Genomic DNA, 17,569 nt, shown 5'->3' on the forward strand with positions numbered 1-17,569 from the left:
CAGACCTCCGTATCAGACCACAGACTGACACGCCCGCCGCCGGGGTGGCAACGGCTTAAACACTTTTTCACGCTCTGCCCGGATGCTGGGCGCGGATTGGCCCGGGATCACCGACTATGAGTTTTGCAGGAAAACTGGCACAGGAACGGCGCGCGCGACTGGCGGCCGAGCGGCTGCTGGACATGAAACAGGCCGAGTTGTCGGCCGCGAACCGCAAGCTGGGCCTGCATGCCATGGCCCTGACCCGGCGGATCGGGGAAACCCAGGCCGAGGTGGAAACCGTCCGGGATGAGAATGAAAAGGTGAAATCCGATCTGACGGTGGCCAATGCCAAGATCGAGGTGGCCGAGCGACGGCTGTGGCACTCGATCCAGACCATTCAGGACGGGTTCGCGTTTTTCGACGGGGAAAGCCGCCTGATCGGGGCCAATGCCTCTTACTTCAGCCTGTTTGACGGGCTGGACGAAGTGGCGCCGGGCATCCCCTATGCGCGAATACTGGAGGTTCTGACCACCGAGGGGCTGGTCGATATCGGCGACGAACCCGCCGCAGACTGGCAGGCCAGAATGCTGGCGCGGTGGGCCGAACCGCACCCCGATCCGGTCGTGATCAAATTGTGGAACGGTCAATATTTCAAGATGATCGATCAGCGCGGCAATGGCGGCGATGTGGTCAGCCTGGGTCTGAACATCACCGCCTCGGTCCGTCATGAGGCCGAGTTGAAGGCCGCCCGCGAACGTGCCGAGGCCGCCAACCGCGCGAAATCGGCTTTTCTGGCCAATATGAGCCATGAAATCAGAACTCCGATGAACGGAATCGTCGGGATGACCGAATTGCTGTCGGAAACGCCGCTGGATGAGGAACAGCGGCTGTATCTCAACACGATCCGCAATTCCGGCGAAGCGCTTCTGGTGATCATCAACGACGTGCTGGATTATTCGAAGATTGAGGCCGACAAGCTGATCCTTCACCCCGAACAGTTCGACTTTGAGCGCTGTATCCTTGAGGTGGCGATGCTGCTGCAGCCCAGCGTGCGGGACAAGGGGCTGTCGCTGCTGGTCGATTATGACCTGTTCCTGCCGACCCTGTTTGTGGGCGATCCCGGTCGCGTCCGGCAGGTGCTGACCAATCTGGTCGGCAACGCGGTCAAATTCACGTCCCAGGGCCATGTTCTGATCCGTGTGACCGGGGTGCCGGACTCGGATACCGATACCTGCGACATCCATGTGGCAATCGAAGATACCGGCATCGGCATCGAAGCGGACAAGGTCGGGCATATCTTTGGCGAGTTCAATCAGGTCGAAGACGAACGCAACCGCCAGTTCGAAGGAACCGGGCTGGGGCTGGCCATCACCAAGCGGCTGATCACGCTGATGGGCGGAACGGTTTGGGTCGAAAGCGAGCCGGGGCAGGGGTCCTGCTTTGGCTTTCGCGTCACCTTGCCGACAGCGGAAGGCCCGCAACCCACGCCACCCGATCTGGCCGGGCGTCTGACCCATGTAATCGTGGTCGAGGATCTGGCGGCCAACCGCGCCATCCTTGCAAAACAGCTGGGGCGGCTGGGGTCGCGGGTGACGGTCTGCAAAACCGGGGGAGAGGCATTGGCCGCAGTGGATGACAGTGTTGATTTGCTGCTGTGCGATCACGACCTGCCGGATATGGATGGGCTGGAACTGGCGACAACGCTGAAAGACCGCGGCTGGGGCGATCTGCCGGTGGTGGTGATGTCTGCCAATCCGGGCGTCATCCACGCCAACCCGGCCCGCCACCTGATCGAAGGGGTGTTGCAGAAACCCATTCCGCGTGCCGAACTCTATGCGCGGCTGACAACGCTTGGCCCGGTGCCGCGCGAACAGGGCGCGGCGATCCCGCCGGACTGTCCGGGTCGCGCGTCGAAAAAGACGCACGGCGATCAGCGGTTGATGCGGGTTCTGGCCGCTGAGGATAACCGGACAAATCAGCTGATCCTGAAAAAGATGGTCAAGGACCTGCGCATCGAGCTGCGCTTTGCCGGCAACGGGATCGAGGCGGTTGAGGCGCATCGGGACTTTGACCCGGACCTGATCTTCATGGATATCTCGATGCCCAGGATGGACGGCAAGCAGGCGACGGCGGAAATCCGGCGGCACGAAATTGATACTGGGCGTCATGTGCCCATCGTGGCCCTGACCGCCCATGCCATGGCCGGGGACGATCAGGGTATTCTGTCGGCGGGGTTGGATCATTACTTGACCAAGCCGTTGCAGAAACAGAAGATTCTCCAGATGATCCGGGACCACCAACCCAAGGGGACCGCGCCCGCCATTGCCGAAGGTGGGCAGGCTGACTAGGCTGGCCGCATGTCAGACCGTGGATTTCACCCTCGTGCCCTGGGCGAGATTGCCATTCGGTGCGCCGATATGGGCGCGATGGTGGCATTTTACGAGAACGTGATCGGGCTGGAGCGCCTGACCGGCGATCACAACAGCGCCATCACCTTTTTCCGCATTGCCGAGGGCTTCGGCGGGCACACGCAGGTGCTGGCGCTTTTTCATCATACCGCCGCCCCGCGCCCGGGGCTGCATCCGACGGGTGACGACGGGCCCGCGACCGGAGCAGGGTCATCGCTGCATCACATCGCACTATCCCTGCCGTTTGAGGAACAAGAGGCCGTGATGCGCTGGTACGACACAATCGGCCAGCCCTACCGCGTTGAACAGTTCGGCTGGATCGGATGGCGCGGCATCTTCACCGAAGACCCCGAGGGCAACACGGTCGAACTGGTCGCTTATGACCCGTCGATGCTGGATCAGGCCTGATAGGGGCGCGTGAAAACGGGTTTGTCCTGTGCTGACAGGTCGGGGCGGTAGGCGTAGCCGCCGGCGTCAAAATCCAGCAAACCCCCGGGATCGGTCAGCCGGTGCTGGATCACATAGCGCGCCATGGCACCGCGTGCTTTCTTGGCGAAGAAACTGACAACTTTTGGAGTGCCGCCCTTGTCCTCCATGAACACCGGCGTGATCACCCGCAGTTTCAGCGCCTTGGGGTCTACCGCGCCAAAATATTCCTGGCTGGCGCAATTCACCAGAACCTCTGAGCCGACCTCTGCCGCCTGCCCGTTCAGGGCTTTGCTCAGGTGATCGCGCCAATATTCATACAGGTTCCTGCCGCGCCGGGTTTTCAGCTTGCTACCCATCTCAAGCCGATAAGCCTGAATCGCGTCCAGTGGGCGCAGCACACCATAGAGGCCGGACAGAATGCGCAGGTGATCCTGCGCCCATGCCAACTCGTCTGCATCCAGCGAGGTGGCCTCAAGACCCTGATAGGTGTCGCCAGCAAAGGCCAGCGCGGCGGGGCGGGTGACATCAGTTGAGGGGCTGTCGGAAAAAGCGCGGTACCGGTCGCGGTTCAGGCGGGCCAGATCGTCGCTCAGATCCATCAGCTTTTTCAGATCACCCAAAGTCAGGTTGCGGGCGGTCTTCGACAGCCGGATCGCGTCGTCCTGAAAGTCGGGCTGCGTGACCTCGATGTCCCGTTCTGCCCAGTCCAGCCGCTTGGCCGGGGAAATGACTACCAGCATATCCGCCCTCGTTTCTTGCCTGTTGTTGGGTATCTAGCCCGCCTGCCGCAGCACGTCCAGAAAGGCGGGCCCAAACCTTTCGTGACGCCGGTCGCCCAGAACCTGAGCCAACGCGCTTGGGTCGTCGCTGCGCAGTTGCGCGACCCGGGCCAGTTGCGCGGCGGAACAGGTCAGCGGTTTGTCGATCCCGTCAGGACCGCGCGACAGCTGCGTTTGCACCTCCAGTAGGCGGTCGTAGATGCCGCCCTGATCACGCCCGGCCAGTTTGCGCCGGGCCGGGTGCAGTTCCTCGACCGCGCCGGTCAGAACTTCAAGGAAGGTGGCCCCGTAACGCTCAAGCTTTTTTGCGCCAATCCCGCTGATCCGGGCCATGTCGTCCAGCGATGCAGGGCGGGTTTCGGCCATCTCGATCAGGGTCCGGTCGGGGAAGATGACATAAGCCGGCACGCGCGCGGCCTCGGCCAGCGCACGGCGTTTGGCCTTCAGCGCGGACAGCAAGGGCGCGTCCTCTTCCGACACCATCATCTTGACGGCGGGACGGCGTCCGGCTTTGCGCAGCGTGTCCTTGCGCAGGTTGATCTGCGCCGCGCCTTTCAGGATCGGTTTGGCGGCCTCGGTCATACGCAACGCGCCATGGCGCTCGGGGTCTGGGCGGACCAGATCGTGACCCATCATCTGCCGGAAAATCTCCTGCCATTGCGGGCGCGACCAGTCCTTGCCGATGCCCCAGGTGGACAGGGTGTCGTGGCGGCGGGCGCGGGTCTTGTCGGTTTCGTTGCCCAGCAGGATGTCGATCAGGTGACCGGCACCGAACCATTCCTCGGTGCGCAGAATTGCAGACAGCGCCATGCGAACCGGGGTGGTGCCGTCAAACACCTCGGGCGGAGTGTCGCACAGGTCGCATTTGCCACAGGGTTCGATCCGTTCGCCAAAATAGCCCAGCAAGCTCTGGCGGCGGCATTCCAGCGCTTCGGCCAGCCCCAGCAGAGCGTTCAGGCGCGCGTGATCGGCCATGCGGCGCTCGGGCGGGGCAAGCCCCTCGTCGATCTGCGAGCGGCGCAGGCGAATGTCGTCGGGGCCGAACAGGGTCAGGGTCTCGGCAGGCCCGCCATCGCGCCCGGCGCGGCCGATTTCCTGATAGTATGCCTCGATGGATTTGGGCAGGTCCGCATGGGCGACCCAGCGGATATCGGGTTTGTCGATGCCCATGCCAAAGGCCACGGTGGCGACCACGATCAACCCATCCTCGCGGGCAAAACGGGTTTCGACGATGCGGCGGTCCTCGGCCTCCATCCCGCCGTGGTAATGGCAGGAAGTGTGGCCTTCGTCGCGCAAGGCTTTGGCCAGCACTTCGGTCTTGTTGCGGGTGCCGCAATAGACGATGCCGGACTGGCCTTTGCGGGCGGCGGCAAAGTCGAGGATCTGCTTGCGCGGCCCGTCCTTGGCGGCAAAGGCCAGATGGATATTGGGCCGGTCGAAGCCGCGCAGGAACTTGCGGGGTGCGGTGCCGTCGAACAGTTTTTGAACGATTTCGTCCTGCGTTTCCGCGTCCGCCGTGGCGGTGAACGCCGCCAGAGGCACGCCCAACGCGCGCCGCAACTCTCCGATCCGCAGATAGTCGGGGCGGAAATCGTGGCCCCATTGGCTGACGCAGTGCGCCTCATCCACCGCGATCAGGCTGACATTGATGCGCCGTAGCATCCCCAGCGCCGATCCGGCGGCCAGACGTTCGGGCGCCATGTAGAGCAGTTTCAGCCGCCCGGCCTCCAACGCCTCCCACACGGCATCCGTTTCCTCGGGCGTGTTGCCGGAAGTCAGAGCGCCTGCTTCAACGCCCGCCTCTTGCAGCCCGCGCACCTGATCGCGCATCAGGGCGATCAGGGGCGAGATCACCACCGTCACCCCGTCACGCAACAGGGCAGGCAGCTGAAAACACAGGGATTTACCGCCACCGGTGGGCATGATGGCCAGCACGTTCTCGCCTGCGGTCACGGCATCGACAATCTCTTCCTGACCGGGGCGGAAATCGTCGAATCCAAAGACATCTCGCAGCAATGGCGCGGCGTCGAACATGTGCGGGGTTGCCCTGTTTTAAGGTTTATCTGCTCTTAAGACAGGACAATCACATACTAAGATTCGGTGAACAAGAGGTCAGACGAAATAGACCGCATTGTTGATCAGGATGATCCGCAGCGCATAGACCCCGATCAGCACCACAAGCGGCGTCAGATCCAGCCCGCCCATATTTGGCAGGATACGGCGGATCGGAGCATATATAGGCTCTAACAGGCGATTGAGGCCGTACCAGATTTGCGCGACAAGCTGTTGGTGCAGGTTGAGCACCTGAAAGTTGATCAGCCAGCTCATGATCACATGGGCCAGGATGATGAACCAGACGATGTCCAGGATCAGCAGCAGAATTTGGATCAGCGACAGCATGGGGCCTCCGGGTATTGCATCTGCTGAGACCTAAGCGCCGTGGCGGCAAAGAGCAAGCCCGCGCCAACAGAACGCTTGCGAAACGGGCCAAAGCCCCGTCTTATGATGGCAACGATAACAGGGGCAGGCATGGCAGAAATATCCAAGCGCAAGCGCATCTGGGGCTGGTGGTTTTTCGACTGGGCCAGCCAGCCGTATCACACTTTGCTGGTCACCTTTGTCTTTGGTCCCTATTTCGCCGGGGTTGCGGCGGGGTATTTCTCGGGCACCGGGCTGGACGCGCAGGCCGCTGCTGCCCGGGCACAGACGGTCTGGGCCAACTGCCTGACCATCACCGGGCTGATCATCGCCTTTGGCGCACCGCTGCTTGGGGCGATGGCGGATGTCTCGGGGCGGCGCATTCCCTGGATCTTCGGCTTTTCGGTCATGTATGCGGTGGGGTCGGCGGCGCTGTGGTACACGATGCCGGACGGGTCGAACATGTGGCTGATGCTGTCGGCATTCGGGCTGGGCTTTGTGGGCGCGGAATACGCGCTGATCTTCATCAACTCGCAATTGCCGGATCTGGGCGACGATGAAGAAGTGGGTGAGATTTCGGGCTCGGGCTTTGCTTTTGGCTATTTCGGCGGCCTGATCTCGCTGGCAATCATGCTGGCGCTGTTCGTGGAGCAGCCCAACGGCAAGACACTGATCGGGATGGCGCCGGTCTTCGGCCTGGACGCCGCCCAGCAAGAAGGGACACGGTTCGTCGGGCCGTTTACCGCCATTTGGTTCGTGCTGTTTATGGTGCCGTATTTCCTGTGGGTCCGCGACGACCCGGACAGCGGCAAGCATGGCAGTCTGGGTCAGGCGCTGCGGCTGCTGGGCAAATCCATATCCGACCTGCGGCACCGGGGCAGCCTGGCCAGCTATCTGGGCTCGTCGATGTTCTATCGCGACGCGTTGAACGGGCTTTACAGCTTTGGCGGCGTCTATGCGCGGCTGGTGCTGGAATGGGGTCTGATCAAGATCGGCGTGTTCGGCATCGTCAGCGTGCTGGCTTCGGCCATTTTCGCCTGGATCGGCGGCAAGATGGATCGCAAATATGGCCCAAAACCGGTCATTCTGGTGGCGATCTGGGTGCTGATCTTCGTCTGTATCACGGTCGTCTCGATGGACAGGACGCAGATCTACGGGATTGCGCTGCCCGAGGGGTCCGGCCTGCCGGATATCGTGTTCTTCGGCTGTGGTGTCCTGATTGGCGGAATGGGCGGCATCCTGCAATCGGCCAGCCGCTCGCTGATGGTGCGCCACACGGATCCGAAAGCCCCGGTTGAAAGCTTTGGTCTTTATGGTCTGTCGGGCCGTGCCACCGCCTTTGCCGCTCCCTTGCTGATCGGGATTGCCACAACCGCCACAGGCAGTGCGCGTCTGGGGGTGTCACCGATCATTCTGTTGTTTATTCTGGGTCTGTTCCTAATGCGCTGGGTTAAACCGGAAGGGGATCAGAGCAGATGATTTTACTACGTTTTTTGGCGATAATTGCCGCGATTACATTGGCAGGCACGGCGGGAGCGGCCCCCCTGGCCAAGCAATTGTTCGGCGCTCAAAAGCAAAGTTCACAGCAAAAACCGGCCGCCTTCGGCAGTTATTCGCGCGGATGTGCCGCCGGGTCGGTGCAACTGCCCGAAACGGGGCCGACCTGGCAGGCAATGCGCCTGTCGCGCAACCGCAACTGGGGGCATCCGCAGGCGATCGACTATGTGCAGGACCTGAGCAAGTTCGCGGCGAAACAGCCGGGGTGGAACGGGCTCTATATCGGAGATATCAGCCAGCCACGGGGCGGGCCGATGACATCGGGGCACCGCTCGCACCAGCTGGGTCTGGACGTCGACATCTGGATGCTGCCGGGCGGCAACATGCGGCTGAGCCGCAAGGCGCGCGAAAGCGTCTCGTCGATTTCCATGCGCCGCGCCAACGGGGCCTATGTCAACGGCAACTGGACCAAACAGCACCACGCGGTGCTGCGCGAGGCGGCGAAAGACAAGCGCGTGGCGCGGATTTTCGTCTTTCCCGGCGCCAAGGTGCAGATGTGCAACGATGAGAAAGGCAACCGCGCCTATCTGCGCAAGATCAGGCCGTGGTGGGGGCACCATTACCATTTTCACGTCCGGCTGGCCTGCCCGCGCGGATCGCGCGGCTGCGTCAATCAGAACCCGCCGCCCAAGGGCGATGGCTGCGCCGAGGCGCAGCAATGGGTGCGCAATATCCTGAACCCGCCGCCGCCGGACCCCAATGCACCACCGCCGAAAAAGCGGCGTGAATATGTGCTGGCGGATCTGCCTCAGCAATGCTCGGCCGTCTTGCAATCCAACTGACCGCGGCGCTGGTGCTGGCCGGATCGGTTTGGGCGGTCGAGGTCAGGACTGCGACCCTTATCGACAGCTATGTCTGGCGGCACAAGGCCGTGTGGTTTGGCGGATTTTCCGCTCTGCACATCTCGGAAAACGGGCATCAGATGATCACGCTAAGCGACCGGTCAACGATGGTGTCCGTGCGCATCGCCCGGGATGGCGACAAGATATCCGGCCTTCGGGTTCTTGGTCAGTGGCCGCTTTTGTCCAGTACGGGGCGCAATCTGCCGGGCCATGTCGGCGATTCCGAAGGAATTGCGATTGCGCCGGACGGCGGGGTCTATGTCTCGTTCGAAGGGGTGCACCGCGTTGCCTATTATGGCGCGCCTGGTGACCACGCGCGCGTTCTGCCCCGTCCCGAAGTGTTTGACGATCTGGACGGGAACGGGTCCTTCGAAGCGCTGGCCATCGACGGCCGGGGGCGGCTTTACACGCTGACCGAAAAGAACCGGACCGCGCAGGGTGACATCCCCGTCTATCGCTGGAACGGCCATGTCTGGTCCACGCCTTTTGTTCTGCCCGCGCGCGGCAAGTTCCTGCCGGTCGCCGCAGATTTCGGTCCGGATGGGCGGCTTTATCTGCTGGAGCGGGCTGTATCGCTGACCGGCTTCCGGTCGCAATTGCGGCGGTGGCAGATCGACGGGGACGCGCCCGTTGCCGAAGAAACCCTGTTGGAAACCGGCACCGGCACGCATGACAACCTCGAAGGGCTTTCGGTCTGGCGGGACGATCTGGGGCGTTTGCGGGCCACGATGATCTCGGATGACAACTTCCTTGCCCTGCAGCGGACCGAGCTGGTCGAATATCTGCTGCCCGATTGACAGGGCTGGATCAAAGGTCTAAACGCACGGCTTGCCTTGGGACGGTCCCTTGGCCAAGTCGCCGCTACCTTGTCAAAACGGGCATCTGAAAATGCAACGCTCTTATATTCCCGGCATCATTGCCATGGCTGCCATTGTCGTGGCCTCGAACATCCTGGTTCAGTTCCTGATCTTTGACGGGCTGCTGACCTGGGGTGCCTTCACCTATCCGCTGGCCTTTCTGGTCACCGACATCATGAACCGCGTCTATGGCGTGGCGACCGCCCGCAAGGTCGTGTTCGCCGGGTTTGTCACCGGCATCATCTGCTCGCTGATCGGCAGCCAGATCATGCTGCAGGGCGACGGGTTCACCTATGCCGCCGTGCCGCTGCGGATCGCCGTCGCGTCGGGCACCGCCTTCCTGATCGCGCAGCTGACCGATGTCACCGTGTTCAACGCGATGCGCGGTGGCCGCTGGTGGCGCGCGCCGCTGGTGTCCACACTGGTCGGTTCGGCGCTGGATACCGCACTGTTCTTCACCATCGCCTTCTCGGCCTCGGTTGCGGTCTTCGGGGCCAATGCCGACGCGGCGATCAACTGGGCGTGGGAGCCCGTGCCCTTCATGCTGTCCGGCCCGATGGCCCCTCTGTGGGTGACGCTGGCCTTTGCCGACTGGTTGGTGAAACTGTCGCTGGCGCTGATTGCGCTGATCCCGTTCAAGGTGATCGTTGCGCGACTGACCGCGCAGCCTGCGTAAAAAAAGTGCTTTGAGATTGGCACAACTTGTGTCACGCTCAATCTCAACCGCAACAGATAGAAAAGGAGGTGATCCAGTGTCGAGAAAGAGATTGGAGAGAGGTGTCGGAACAACCAGGGGGAAAACCTGCTGAGGCAGCCCTTGGCCGGGCATTCGCCCTGGCTGGTCGACTGATCTAACCGACCCGACCTCCTGAACTTTCGAAGGGCCGTCCTGCCGGGGCGGCCCTTTTTGTTTTCCCATGCGGCCTGTAAGGTCCGCCCCATGTTGCGCATCACCGACGATATCATCCTGCAGGACTGGGAACTGACCGAAAGCTTTGTTCGTTCGTCGGGTCCAGGCGGGCAGAATGTGAACAAGGTCTCGACCGCTGTCGAATTGCGGTTCGAAGCCGCGCGCTCGCCTTCATTGCCGGATCCCGTCAAGGCGCGGCTGAAGCGACTGGCCGGGCGGCGCTGGACCAAGGACGGGGCCATCATCATTCAGTGCGAGGAAACCCGGTCTCAGGCCCGCAACCGCGAGATCGCGCGCGCCCGACTGGCGGAACTGATCACCCGCGCCCTTGTGAAACCCAAGCGGCGCGTCGCGACCAAACCCACCTATGGGTCGGTCAAGCGCCGGCTGGCGGCGAAAAAGGCGCGGTCCGGTGTCAAGGCGTTGCGGGGCAAAGTGTCCGAAGATTGATCTGGTAGTTTCGCTGCGCCTTGCTAGTCTGACAAGGCAAGGGAGAGCAACGTCATGAGGTTAGAGGGAAAAACCGCAGTTGTCACCGGCGGCGCGTCCGGCTTCGGGGCCGGGATCGCGCAGAAATTCCTGTCCGAAGGTGCCCGCGTGATGATTGCCGATGTCAACGGCGATGCCGCCGAGGTGCAGGCCAGGCAGCTTGGGCCGAATGCGATTGCTCAGATGGTTGACGTGGCAGATGCGGCCTCGGTCAACGCCATGGCCGACATAATGCAGGAGCGGTTCGGGCATCTGGACATTCTGGTCAACAATGCCGGTATCACGCACCTGCCGATGCCGCTGGAGGAAGTCACCGAAGAGGATTTCGACCGGGTCTTCAACGTGAACATGAAATCTGTCTATCTGACGGCGCGGGCATTGGTGCCTGCGATGAAGGCGCGGGGGGCGGGGGCGATTCTGAACGTGGCCTCGACCGCCGGTCTGTCGCCGCGCCCGAACCTGAACTGGTACAACGCCTCCAAGGGCTGGATGATCACCGCGACCAAGACGATGGCGGTGGAACTTGCGCCCTCCGGCGTGCGGGTGAACGCGATCTGTCCGGTGGCGGGCGAAACCCCCCTTCTGAAATCCTTCATGGGCGAGGACACGCCCGAGATTCGCGCGAAATTCCTGTCGACCATTCCACTGGGTCGCTTTTCAACGCCTGGCGATATGGCCAATGCCGCCTGTTTCCTGTGTTCCGACGAGGCCAGCATGATCACCGGCACCGCGCTTGAGGTCGATGGCGGCCGCTGTATCTGAGGACAACCTATGAAACCCGGACCCAGAAACCTGATTACGGATGTCGCGGGGCTGACAGTCGGCAATGCGCAGGATGCGGCGCTGAAATCGGGCACGACCGTTCTGACCGGACAACGCCCGTTCACGGCTTCGGTTCATGTGATGGGCGGCGCGCCGGGCACCCGCGAGACCGACTTGCTGGGCCCGGACAAATCGGTCACGCATGTCGATGCGCTGGTGCTGTCGGGGGGGTCGGCCTTTGGGCTGGACGCATGTTCCGGTGTATCGGATGCGCTGCGGTCGCAGGGCCGAGGATTTCCGGTTGGCAATGCCGTCGTGCCGATTGTGCCGGGCGCGATCCTGTTCGATCTGTTGAATGGCGGTGACAAAACCTGGCGCGAAAACCCCTATCGGGCTTTGGGGCGCGCGGCTTTCGATAACGCTTCGGACGTTTTCGCGCTGGGCACGGCGGGGGCCGGCACCGGGGCATTGGCGGCCATGCACAAGGGTGGGCTGGGTTCGGCGTCGTTTGTGCTGGACAATGGTGTCACGGTCGGCGCGCTTGTCGCGGCCAGCCCCGTGGGCAGCGTCACAACCTCCAGCGACCGCCATTTCTGGGCCGCGCCGTTCGAAGTTGACGGCGAATTCGGCGGGTTGGGCCCTGATCCCAACGCAGCACTGGGGCGCCACGTCTTTAGCCGCAAGGCGCAGGTCATGTTTCCCGCCACGCCGGACAATGCCAATACCACCATCGCCATCGTGGCGACCGACGCGGCGCTGACGAAACCGCAATGCCAGCGTCTTGCGGTGGCGGCCCATGACGGTATTGCCCGGGCCATTCTGCCCTCGCATGCGCCGTTCGACGGTGACCTTGTGTTCGGTATCAGTACCGGCGCGCGCCCGCTGGTTGCGGAAACCGAACTGGGGATGATCGGGCACGCCGCCGCGCTGTGTCTGGCGCGGGCCATCGCGCGGGCGGTATACCTGGCAACCCCGGCCGAGGGAGACCTTTTGCCCTGCTGGTCCGCCGTACATGACAAAAGTTAAGGACGGCACATATGCCGCAGTGCGACAGTACCCTCGCGCGGCAATCTGCGCGTTGACTCTTTTCTGTGCCGAATGTCCATTCGGGGCAGCCAATTCCTATCGGAGCAAAAGCCATGAATCGCATCCTCGCTACCGCAGTTATGGGCCTTCTGGCCATGCCAGCCTTCGCCGAAGGCGACGCAGAAGCTGGTAAAAAGGCCTTTAACAAATGCAAATCCTGCCACCTGATCGCCGACCCTGCGGGCGAGGTGATTGTCAAAGGCGGCAAGACCGGCCCGAACCTATATGGCATCGCAGGCCGCACCGCCGGCACCGTTGAAGGTTTCAAATACGGCGACAGCATCGTCGCCGCCGGCGAAAACGGTCTGGTCTGGGACGAAGCCACCTTCGTCGAATACGCACAGGACCCGAAGGCGTTTCTGAAGGACTATCTGGGTGAAACCTCGGCCAAGTCGAAAATGACCTTCAAGCTGAAATCGGGCGCCGAAGACGTTTATGCCTATATTGTCAGCGTGTCCGGCGAATAACGCCTGATCCCGACCTTCTGAAAAATGACGAAAAGGCCGCAGCCCCTGCGGCCTTTCGTGCGATTGATAACCGAATCGATCAGCGCCACGTTGGGGATGCGCGGTTCATCATGCTTTGCTCGCATGGTTTCGCAAAGCCAAGCCGATCCGGCCGCAGCCAAAATCCAACGTCCGGCCCTATGGGCGGATCGGCAGCAGGAGACGACAGATGGGAATCATGATCCCGGCCTGGGTTGATGGCGAATTGACCCCCGTAGAAAAGCTAGAGGCGCATGAGAAGGGCCTGAAGCACAAGGCGGTGTCGGTTTTCGTGGTTCGCGGAACCGAGATCCTGCTGCAACGCCGGGCGATGGGCAAATACCACACGCCGGGCCTGTGGGCGAATACCTGCTGTACCCATCCCGACTGGGGCGAGACGCCCTCGGAATGCGCTGTGCGCCGTCTGCGCGAGGAACTGGGAATCACCGGGCTTTACCCCGAATATCGCCACCGGCTGGAATATCACGCCGATGTCGGCAACAACATGATCGAACACGAAGTGGTTGATATCTTCCTTGCCCATGTCCGCGGACCGCTGAAAATCGAACCTAACCCGGACGAAGTGATGGATATCCGCTGGATCGATTACCACGATCTGCTGGCCGAAGTGCAGCGCCACCCGCAGCGGTTCACGCCGTGGCTGAAGATCTACCTGCACAATCACGCCGACACGATTTTTGGCCCTGACCTGATCATATCAGCGACGACCTGAGCGCTACGGCTTGCAAGGCCCGCCCAAGCCGCCTAAATCAACGCGTCATGGCCAAGCAAAAGCAGAAGACAGACCCGAATTACAAAGTCATCGCCGAAAACCGGCGGGCCCGCTTCGATTATGCGATCGAAGAGGATATCGAGTGCGGCATCGTGCTGGAAGGGTCCGAGGTGAAATCCCTGCGCGCGGGCGGGTCGAACATTGCCGAAAGCTATGCCTCGGTCGATGACGGAGAGTTGTGGCTGATCAACAGCTACATTGCGCCCTATGAACAGGCCAAGGTGTTCAAGCACGAAGAACGCCGCCGCCGCAAGCTGCTGGTATCGCGCAAAGAACTGTCGAATTTGTGGAACGCGACCCAGCGCAAGGGTATGACGCTGGTGCCGCTGGTTCTGTATTTCAACCACAAGGGCCGGGCGAAGCTCAAGATCGGCATCGCCAAGGGTAAGAAGCTGCACGACAAGCGTGAGACTCAGGCCAAGCGCGACTGGTCACGCCAGAAACAGCGGCTGATGAAGGATCACAGCTGATCCTTCGCTGATTTCAGAAGGCCATGGCCGCGGACACCGCGCGTTGCCAGCGGTCATAGGCGGCATCGCGTTCTTCTTCGGACAGTTCGGGTTCAAACCTGCGGTCCAGCGCCCAGGTTTCCGAGAATCCCTGCTGATCCGGGTAAACGCCCGCCCGCATCCCCGCCAGCCAGGCCGCGCCCAGCGCGGTGGTTTCCTGCATCACCGGGCGGTCGACCGGCGCGCCCAGATAATCTGACAGCCCCTGCATCGCCCAGTCGGAGGCGCTGGCGCCGCCATCGACGCGGAGCGTCACCTCGGTATCCGCGCCCCAGTCGCCCTGCATGGCGTGCCACAGGTCGCGGGTCTGATAGGCGATGCTTTCCAGCGTGGCGCGGGCAAATTCGGCGCGGCCGGAATTGCGCGTCAGGCCAAACACGGCACCCCGGCAATCGGGTTTCCAATACGGCGCGCCAAGGCCGGTAAAGGCGGGCACCAGCACCACATGCTGGTTCGGGTCCGCCTGTTGCGCCAGTTCACCGCTTTCGGGGGCCGAATCGATGATCTGAAGCGCATCGCGCAGCCATTGCACGGCGGCCCCGGCCACAAAGATCGACCCTTCCAGCGCATAGGTGCGCTTGCCCTCCAACTGATAGGCGATGGTGGTCAGCAGACGGTTTTGCGACTCGACCGGTTTGTCGCCGGTGTTCAGCAGCGCGAAACACCCTGTGCCATAGGTCGATTTCATCATGCCGGGGTGGAAACAGGCCTGCCCGATCGTGGCGGCCTGCTGATCGCCTGCAACGCCCAGAATAGGAATGCTTCCGCCCAACAGGGGCGTTTCTCCGAAATCCGACGCGCAATCATGCACCTTTGGCAGCATGGACATGGGCACATCCAGCAGATCGCAGATTTCACTGCTCCATTCGCCCTTGTGAATGTCGAACAGCAGGGTGCGGGCGGCGTTGGTGGCGTCGGTGGCGTGGCTGCGCCCTTCGGTCAGTCGCCAGATCAGGAAACTGTCGATGGTACCGAACATCAGCTCTCCGGCCTCGGCCCGCTCGCGCGCACCCGGGACCGTATCCAGCAGCCACTTGACCTTGGTGCCCGAGAAATAAGGGTCCAGCAGCAGACCGGTCTGGGCGGTCACATCATCCTCGCAGCCGGCCTGTTTGTAGCGCGCGCAAATCTCGGCTGTGCGGCGGTCCTGCCAGACGATGGCGTTATGGATGGGCTTGCCGGTGGCGCGGTCCCAGACCACGGTGGTCTCGCGCTGGTTGGTGATGCCGATGCCCGCGATCTGGTCAGAGGTGACGCCGGTGCTGTCCATAACCTCGCGGCAGACATTCAGCACGCTGTCCCAGATTTCCTCGGCATCGTGCTCGACCCACCCCTCCTGCGGGAAATGTTGGGTGAACTCGTGCTGCGCGGTGCCTGCGCGCTGCATGTTTGCGTCGAACAAAATGGCCCGCGACGATGTGGTGCCCTGATCAATGGCAAGAATAAAGGTCATGCCTGCGCCCCTCTCGGTTGGTTTTGCAGGACTTTAGCGCAAACAGTGACGCACGTGCCAGAGCGTTCAGACCGGAATATTGTCAATCAGCCGCACGCCATCCGCCCAGGCCGCTGCAAACAGCCGCGCAGGGCTTGTTGCGTGGGTCAGCGGCTCCAGCGTTTCGGCGCAGCGCAGGTGGATATACTCGACCTGTGTGAAGCCCGCCGCCAGCAGGTCGGTGCCGGCCTGCTCGGCCAGCGGCTCGAACGCGGCGCCGGTTTTCAGTGCCTCGGCAAGATCGCGCATGACGCGGTGTTTTTGCGCCGCCACTTTCAGCCCTTCAGGCGACAGGCGCAGATTGCGCGAGGACATGGCCAGACCCGACGCTTCGCGCACCGTGGGGCAACCGATCACCTCGACCGGGATATCCAGATCCCGCGCCATCCGGCGCACCACCATAAGCTGCTGATAGTCCTTTTCCCCGAAATAGGCCCGGTCCGCCTGCGTTTGCAGGAACAGCTTGGCGACCACGGTGGCGACTCCATCGAAATGTCCGGGGCGGAACTCGCCCTCCATCACGTTGGTCAGGCCGGTGACGGATACAGTGGTGGCAAATCCCTGCGGATAGATTTCCTCGGGCTCGGGCACATAGATCGCGTCGACACCGTAGGGGGCCAGTTTCTGCGCGTCTTCGTGTTCGGTGCGCGGGTAATTGGCCAGATCCTCGGGGTTGTTGAACTGTTTCGGGTTCACGAAGATCGTGACGATGACCCGGTCTGCGCCGGCTTTGGCGGCTTCGACCAGCGACAGATGCCCCTGATGCAGCGCGCCCATCGTGGGGACAACGCCGATCACCTCGCCGTCGCGGTGCCAGCCTTCGGTCAGCACCCGCAGGTCGGCCAAGCGGCGCAGGATCGGGGCGGTCATGTCTTGCGGCCCCTGGCCGGGGCCTGATCGGCAAACACATGTTCGGCCGCCGGGAAGGTCCGGGCGCGCACCTCGGCCGCGTATTCGGCAATGGCGGTTTCGGCCAGCACGCCCAGTTCGGCGTAGCGTTTGACGAATTTCGGTTTGAAGGCGGTGAAAAAGCCCACCATGTCATCCACCACGAGGATCTGCCCGTCGCACCCGGCCGACGCGCCAATGCCGATGGTCGGGATGGCGACCTCGGACGTGATGCGGTCGGCCAGGCCCTGCGGAACCTTCTCTAAAACGACCGAAAACGCGCCCGCATCGGCCACGGCACGGGCATCGGCCAGCACGGTTTCGGCCTGCTCGTCACGGCCCTGAACCTTGTAGCCGCCCAGCGTGTTGATCGACTGTGGGGTCAGGCCGATATGGGCCATCACCGGGATGCCGCGCCTGACCAGAAAGCGGATGGTGTCGGCCATCTCGACCCCACCTTCCAGCTTGACCGCGCCGGCGCTGGTTTCCGCCATCAGGCGGGCAGCGTTGCGAAACGCCTGCGCCGGGTCATGCTCGTAACTTGCGAAAGGCATGTCGATGACCATCATCGCCTTGCTCAGCCCGCGCGCGACGGCCTGTCCATGCAGGATCATCATCTCCATCGTCACGCCCAGCGTCGATTCCAGCCCGTGCAGCACCATGCCGACGCTGTCACCGACCAGAACGAAATCGCAATGGTCATCCATCAGCCGCGCCATCGGTGTGGTATAGGCGGTCAGGCTGACCAGGGGCTCGCCCCCTTTGCGGGCGCGGATGTCCTCGGCATTCGGGGCTTTTTTGCGGGCGGTGGCGCTCATGATCGCTCCTCCGGGGTTCATGTTGCAGCGCGGCATAGCAGATCGGAGCAAGCCATAGAAACCCC

Annotated in this window: 18 protein-coding genes; 12 read left to right on the forward strand and 6 right to left on the reverse strand. The window is 62.5% G+C overall.

Annotated elements, in window-relative coordinates:
- The first annotated feature begins 116 nt into the window (after window positions 1-116).
- Window positions 117-2,330 (forward strand): response regulator, encoded by a 2,214-nt coding sequence (locus ACXAC3_RS03890; protein ID WP_475156663.1) that lies wholly within the window; start codon window positions 117-119, stop codon window positions 2,328-2,330.
- Between the two features lie 9 nt (window positions 2,331-2,339).
- On the forward strand, window positions 2,340-2,798 hold the full coding sequence (locus tag ACXAC3_RS03895) for a VOC family protein (protein ID WP_475156666.1): 459 nt from the start codon (window positions 2,340-2,342) through the stop codon (window positions 2,796-2,798).
- On the opposite strand, the gene yaaA is transcribed toward ACXAC3_RS03895, so the two are convergent.
- The 3 genes from yaaA to ACXAC3_RS03910 form a co-directional block, all read right to left on the reverse strand.
- On the reverse strand, window positions 2,789-3,559 hold the full coding sequence (yaaA, locus tag ACXAC3_RS03900; protein WP_475156668.1) for a peroxide stress protein YaaA: 771 nt from the start codon (window positions 3,557-3,559) through the stop codon (window positions 2,789-2,791). The two genes, ACXAC3_RS03895 and yaaA, sit on opposite strands and share 10 nt — an antisense overlap.
- Before the next feature lie 33 nt (window positions 3,560-3,592).
- The gene (gene recQ, locus ACXAC3_RS03905; protein ID WP_475156672.1) at window positions 3,593-5,632 is read right to left on the reverse strand and encodes a DNA helicase RecQ; all 2,040 of its coding nucleotides are present in this window, start codon (window positions 5,630-5,632) and stop codon (window positions 3,593-3,595) included.
- A 78-nt stretch (window positions 5,633-5,710) separates the two neighbouring features.
- Window positions 5,711-5,998: a YggT family protein gene (locus ACXAC3_RS03910; protein WP_475156675.1), complete on the reverse strand. Its 288-nt coding sequence runs from the start codon at window positions 5,996-5,998 to the stop codon at window positions 5,711-5,713.
- A 129-nt stretch (window positions 5,999-6,127) separates the two neighbouring features.
- Between ACXAC3_RS03910 and ACXAC3_RS03915 the strand changes: the two genes are divergently transcribed.
- The 10 genes from ACXAC3_RS03915 (at window position 6,128) to smpB (ending at window position 14,267) form a co-directional block, all read left to right on the forward strand.
- A complete protein-coding gene (locus tag ACXAC3_RS03915) occupies window positions 6,128-7,495 on the forward strand; it encodes an MFS transporter (protein WP_475156677.1) in 1,368 nt (455 codons plus the stop codon).
- Window positions 7,492-8,355, forward strand: a complete 864-nt coding sequence (gene mepA, locus ACXAC3_RS03920) for a penicillin-insensitive murein endopeptidase (RefSeq protein ID WP_475156680.1) — start codon at window positions 7,492-7,494, stop codon at window positions 8,353-8,355. The genes ACXAC3_RS03915 and mepA overlap by 4 nt, the downstream gene beginning before the upstream one ends.
- Window positions 8,328-9,212 (forward strand): esterase-like activity of phytase family protein, encoded by an 885-nt coding sequence (locus ACXAC3_RS03925; RefSeq protein WP_475156681.1) that lies wholly within the window; start codon window positions 8,328-8,330, stop codon window positions 9,210-9,212. Before mepA ends, ACXAC3_RS03925 begins: the two co-directional genes overlap by 28 nt.
- Before the next feature lie 91 nt (window positions 9,213-9,303).
- Window positions 9,304-9,948 carry a queuosine precursor transporter gene (locus tag ACXAC3_RS03930; protein ID WP_475156684.1) on the forward strand — a complete coding sequence of 215 codons (645 nt, stop codon included), beginning with the start codon at window positions 9,304-9,306 and terminating at the stop codon, window positions 9,946-9,948.
- Between the two features lie 264 nt (window positions 9,949-10,212).
- Window positions 10,213-10,632 carry an alternative ribosome rescue aminoacyl-tRNA hydrolase ArfB gene (arfB, locus tag ACXAC3_RS03935; protein WP_475156689.1) on the forward strand — a complete coding sequence of 140 codons (420 nt, stop codon included), beginning with the start codon at window positions 10,213-10,215 and terminating at the stop codon, window positions 10,630-10,632.
- A 54-nt stretch (window positions 10,633-10,686) separates the two neighbouring features.
- On the forward strand, window positions 10,687-11,433 hold the full coding sequence (locus tag ACXAC3_RS03940) for an SDR family oxidoreductase (protein WP_475156691.1): 747 nt from the start codon (window positions 10,687-10,689) through the stop codon (window positions 11,431-11,433).
- 9 nt (window positions 11,434-11,442) lie between these two features.
- A complete protein-coding gene (locus ACXAC3_RS03945) occupies window positions 11,443-12,459 on the forward strand; it encodes a P1 family peptidase (protein ID WP_475156694.1) in 1,017 nt (338 codons plus the stop codon).
- Window positions 12,460-12,572: 113 nt separating this feature from the next.
- A complete protein-coding gene (locus ACXAC3_RS03950; protein ID WP_475156697.1) occupies window positions 12,573-12,986 on the forward strand; it encodes a c-type cytochrome in 414 nt (137 codons plus the stop codon).
- Window positions 12,987-13,194: 208 nt separating this feature from the next.
- Window positions 13,195-13,737, forward strand: a complete 543-nt coding sequence (gene idi / locus ACXAC3_RS03955; protein ID WP_475156700.1) for an isopentenyl-diphosphate Delta-isomerase — start codon at window positions 13,195-13,197, stop codon at window positions 13,735-13,737.
- Between the two features lie 47 nt (window positions 13,738-13,784).
- Window positions 13,785-14,267, forward strand: a complete 483-nt coding sequence (gene smpB / locus ACXAC3_RS03960; protein WP_170382128.1) for an SsrA-binding protein SmpB — start codon at window positions 13,785-13,787, stop codon at window positions 14,265-14,267.
- A 13-nt stretch (window positions 14,268-14,280) separates the two neighbouring features.
- Here smpB and glpK read toward each other — a convergent pair whose 3' ends face one another.
- The 3 genes from glpK to panB all read right to left on the reverse strand — a co-directional run bounded on the left by glpK (window position 14,281) and on the right by panB (window position 17,504).
- Complete coding sequence (gene glpK, locus ACXAC3_RS03965; protein WP_475156704.1) at window positions 14,281-15,759, reverse strand: glycerol kinase GlpK; 1,479 nt, start codon at window positions 15,757-15,759, stop codon at window positions 14,281-14,283.
- A 66-nt stretch (window positions 15,760-15,825) separates the two neighbouring features.
- Window positions 15,826-16,668, reverse strand: coding sequence for a pantoate--beta-alanine ligase (gene panC, locus ACXAC3_RS03970; RefSeq protein ID WP_475156707.1), 843 nt, complete (start codon window positions 16,666-16,668; stop codon window positions 15,826-15,828).
- On the reverse strand, window positions 16,665-17,504 hold the full coding sequence (gene panB / locus ACXAC3_RS03975; protein WP_475156709.1) for a 3-methyl-2-oxobutanoate hydroxymethyltransferase: 840 nt from the start codon (window positions 17,502-17,504) through the stop codon (window positions 16,665-16,667). The genes panC and panB overlap by 4 nt, the downstream gene beginning before the upstream one ends.
- Window positions 17,505-17,569 lie beyond the last annotated feature (65 nt).

The sequence above is a fragment of the Ruegeria sp. ABV4_181 genome (genome assembly GCF_056158465.1).

Excerpts from the sequence above, each read along its gene's own strand:
- ACXAC3_RS03890 (WP_475156663.1), top strand. The coding sequence starts at position 117 with ATGAGTTTTGCAGGAAAACTGGCACAGGAACGGCGCGCGCGACTGGCG.
- ACXAC3_RS03895 (WP_475156666.1), top strand. The coding sequence starts at position 2,340 with ATGTCAGACCGTGGATTTCACCCTCGTGCCCTGGGCGAGATTGCCATT.
- yaaA (WP_475156668.1), bottom strand. The coding sequence starts at position 3,559 with ATGCTGGTAGTCATTTCCCCGGCCAAGCGGCTGGACTGGGCAGAACGG.
- recQ (WP_475156672.1), bottom strand. The coding sequence starts at position 5,632 with ATGTTCGACGCCGCGCCATTGCTGCGAGATGTCTTTGGATTCGACGAT.
- ACXAC3_RS03910 (WP_475156675.1), bottom strand. The coding sequence starts at position 5,998 with ATGCTGTCGCTGATCCAAATTCTGCTGCTGATCCTGGACATCGTCTGG.
- ACXAC3_RS03915 (WP_475156677.1), top strand. The coding sequence starts at position 6,128 with ATGGCAGAAATATCCAAGCGCAAGCGCATCTGGGGCTGGTGGTTTTTC.
- mepA (WP_475156680.1), top strand. The coding sequence starts at position 7,492 with ATGATTTTACTACGTTTTTTGGCGATAATTGCCGCGATTACATTGGCA.
- ACXAC3_RS03925 (WP_475156681.1), top strand. The coding sequence starts at position 8,328 with ATGCTCGGCCGTCTTGCAATCCAACTGACCGCGGCGCTGGTGCTGGCC.
- ACXAC3_RS03930 (WP_475156684.1), top strand. The coding sequence starts at position 9,304 with ATGCAACGCTCTTATATTCCCGGCATCATTGCCATGGCTGCCATTGTC.
- arfB (WP_475156689.1), top strand. The coding sequence starts at position 10,213 with ATGTTGCGCATCACCGACGATATCATCCTGCAGGACTGGGAACTGACC.
- ACXAC3_RS03940 (WP_475156691.1), top strand. The coding sequence starts at position 10,687 with ATGAGGTTAGAGGGAAAAACCGCAGTTGTCACCGGCGGCGCGTCCGGC.
- ACXAC3_RS03945 (WP_475156694.1), top strand. The coding sequence starts at position 11,443 with ATGAAACCCGGACCCAGAAACCTGATTACGGATGTCGCGGGGCTGACA.
- ACXAC3_RS03950 (WP_475156697.1), top strand. The coding sequence starts at position 12,573 with ATGAATCGCATCCTCGCTACCGCAGTTATGGGCCTTCTGGCCATGCCA.
- idi (WP_475156700.1), top strand. The coding sequence starts at position 13,195 with ATGGGAATCATGATCCCGGCCTGGGTTGATGGCGAATTGACCCCCGTA.
- smpB (WP_170382128.1), top strand. The coding sequence starts at position 13,785 with ATGGCCAAGCAAAAGCAGAAGACAGACCCGAATTACAAAGTCATCGCC.
- glpK (WP_475156704.1), bottom strand. The coding sequence starts at position 15,759 with ATGACCTTTATTCTTGCCATTGATCAGGGCACCACATCGTCGCGGGCC.
- panC (WP_475156707.1), bottom strand. The coding sequence starts at position 16,668 with ATGACCGCCCCGATCCTGCGCCGCTTGGCCGACCTGCGGGTGCTGACC.
- panB (WP_475156709.1), bottom strand. The coding sequence starts at position 17,504 with ATGAGCGCCACCGCCCGCAAAAAAGCCCCGAATGCCGAGGACATCCGC.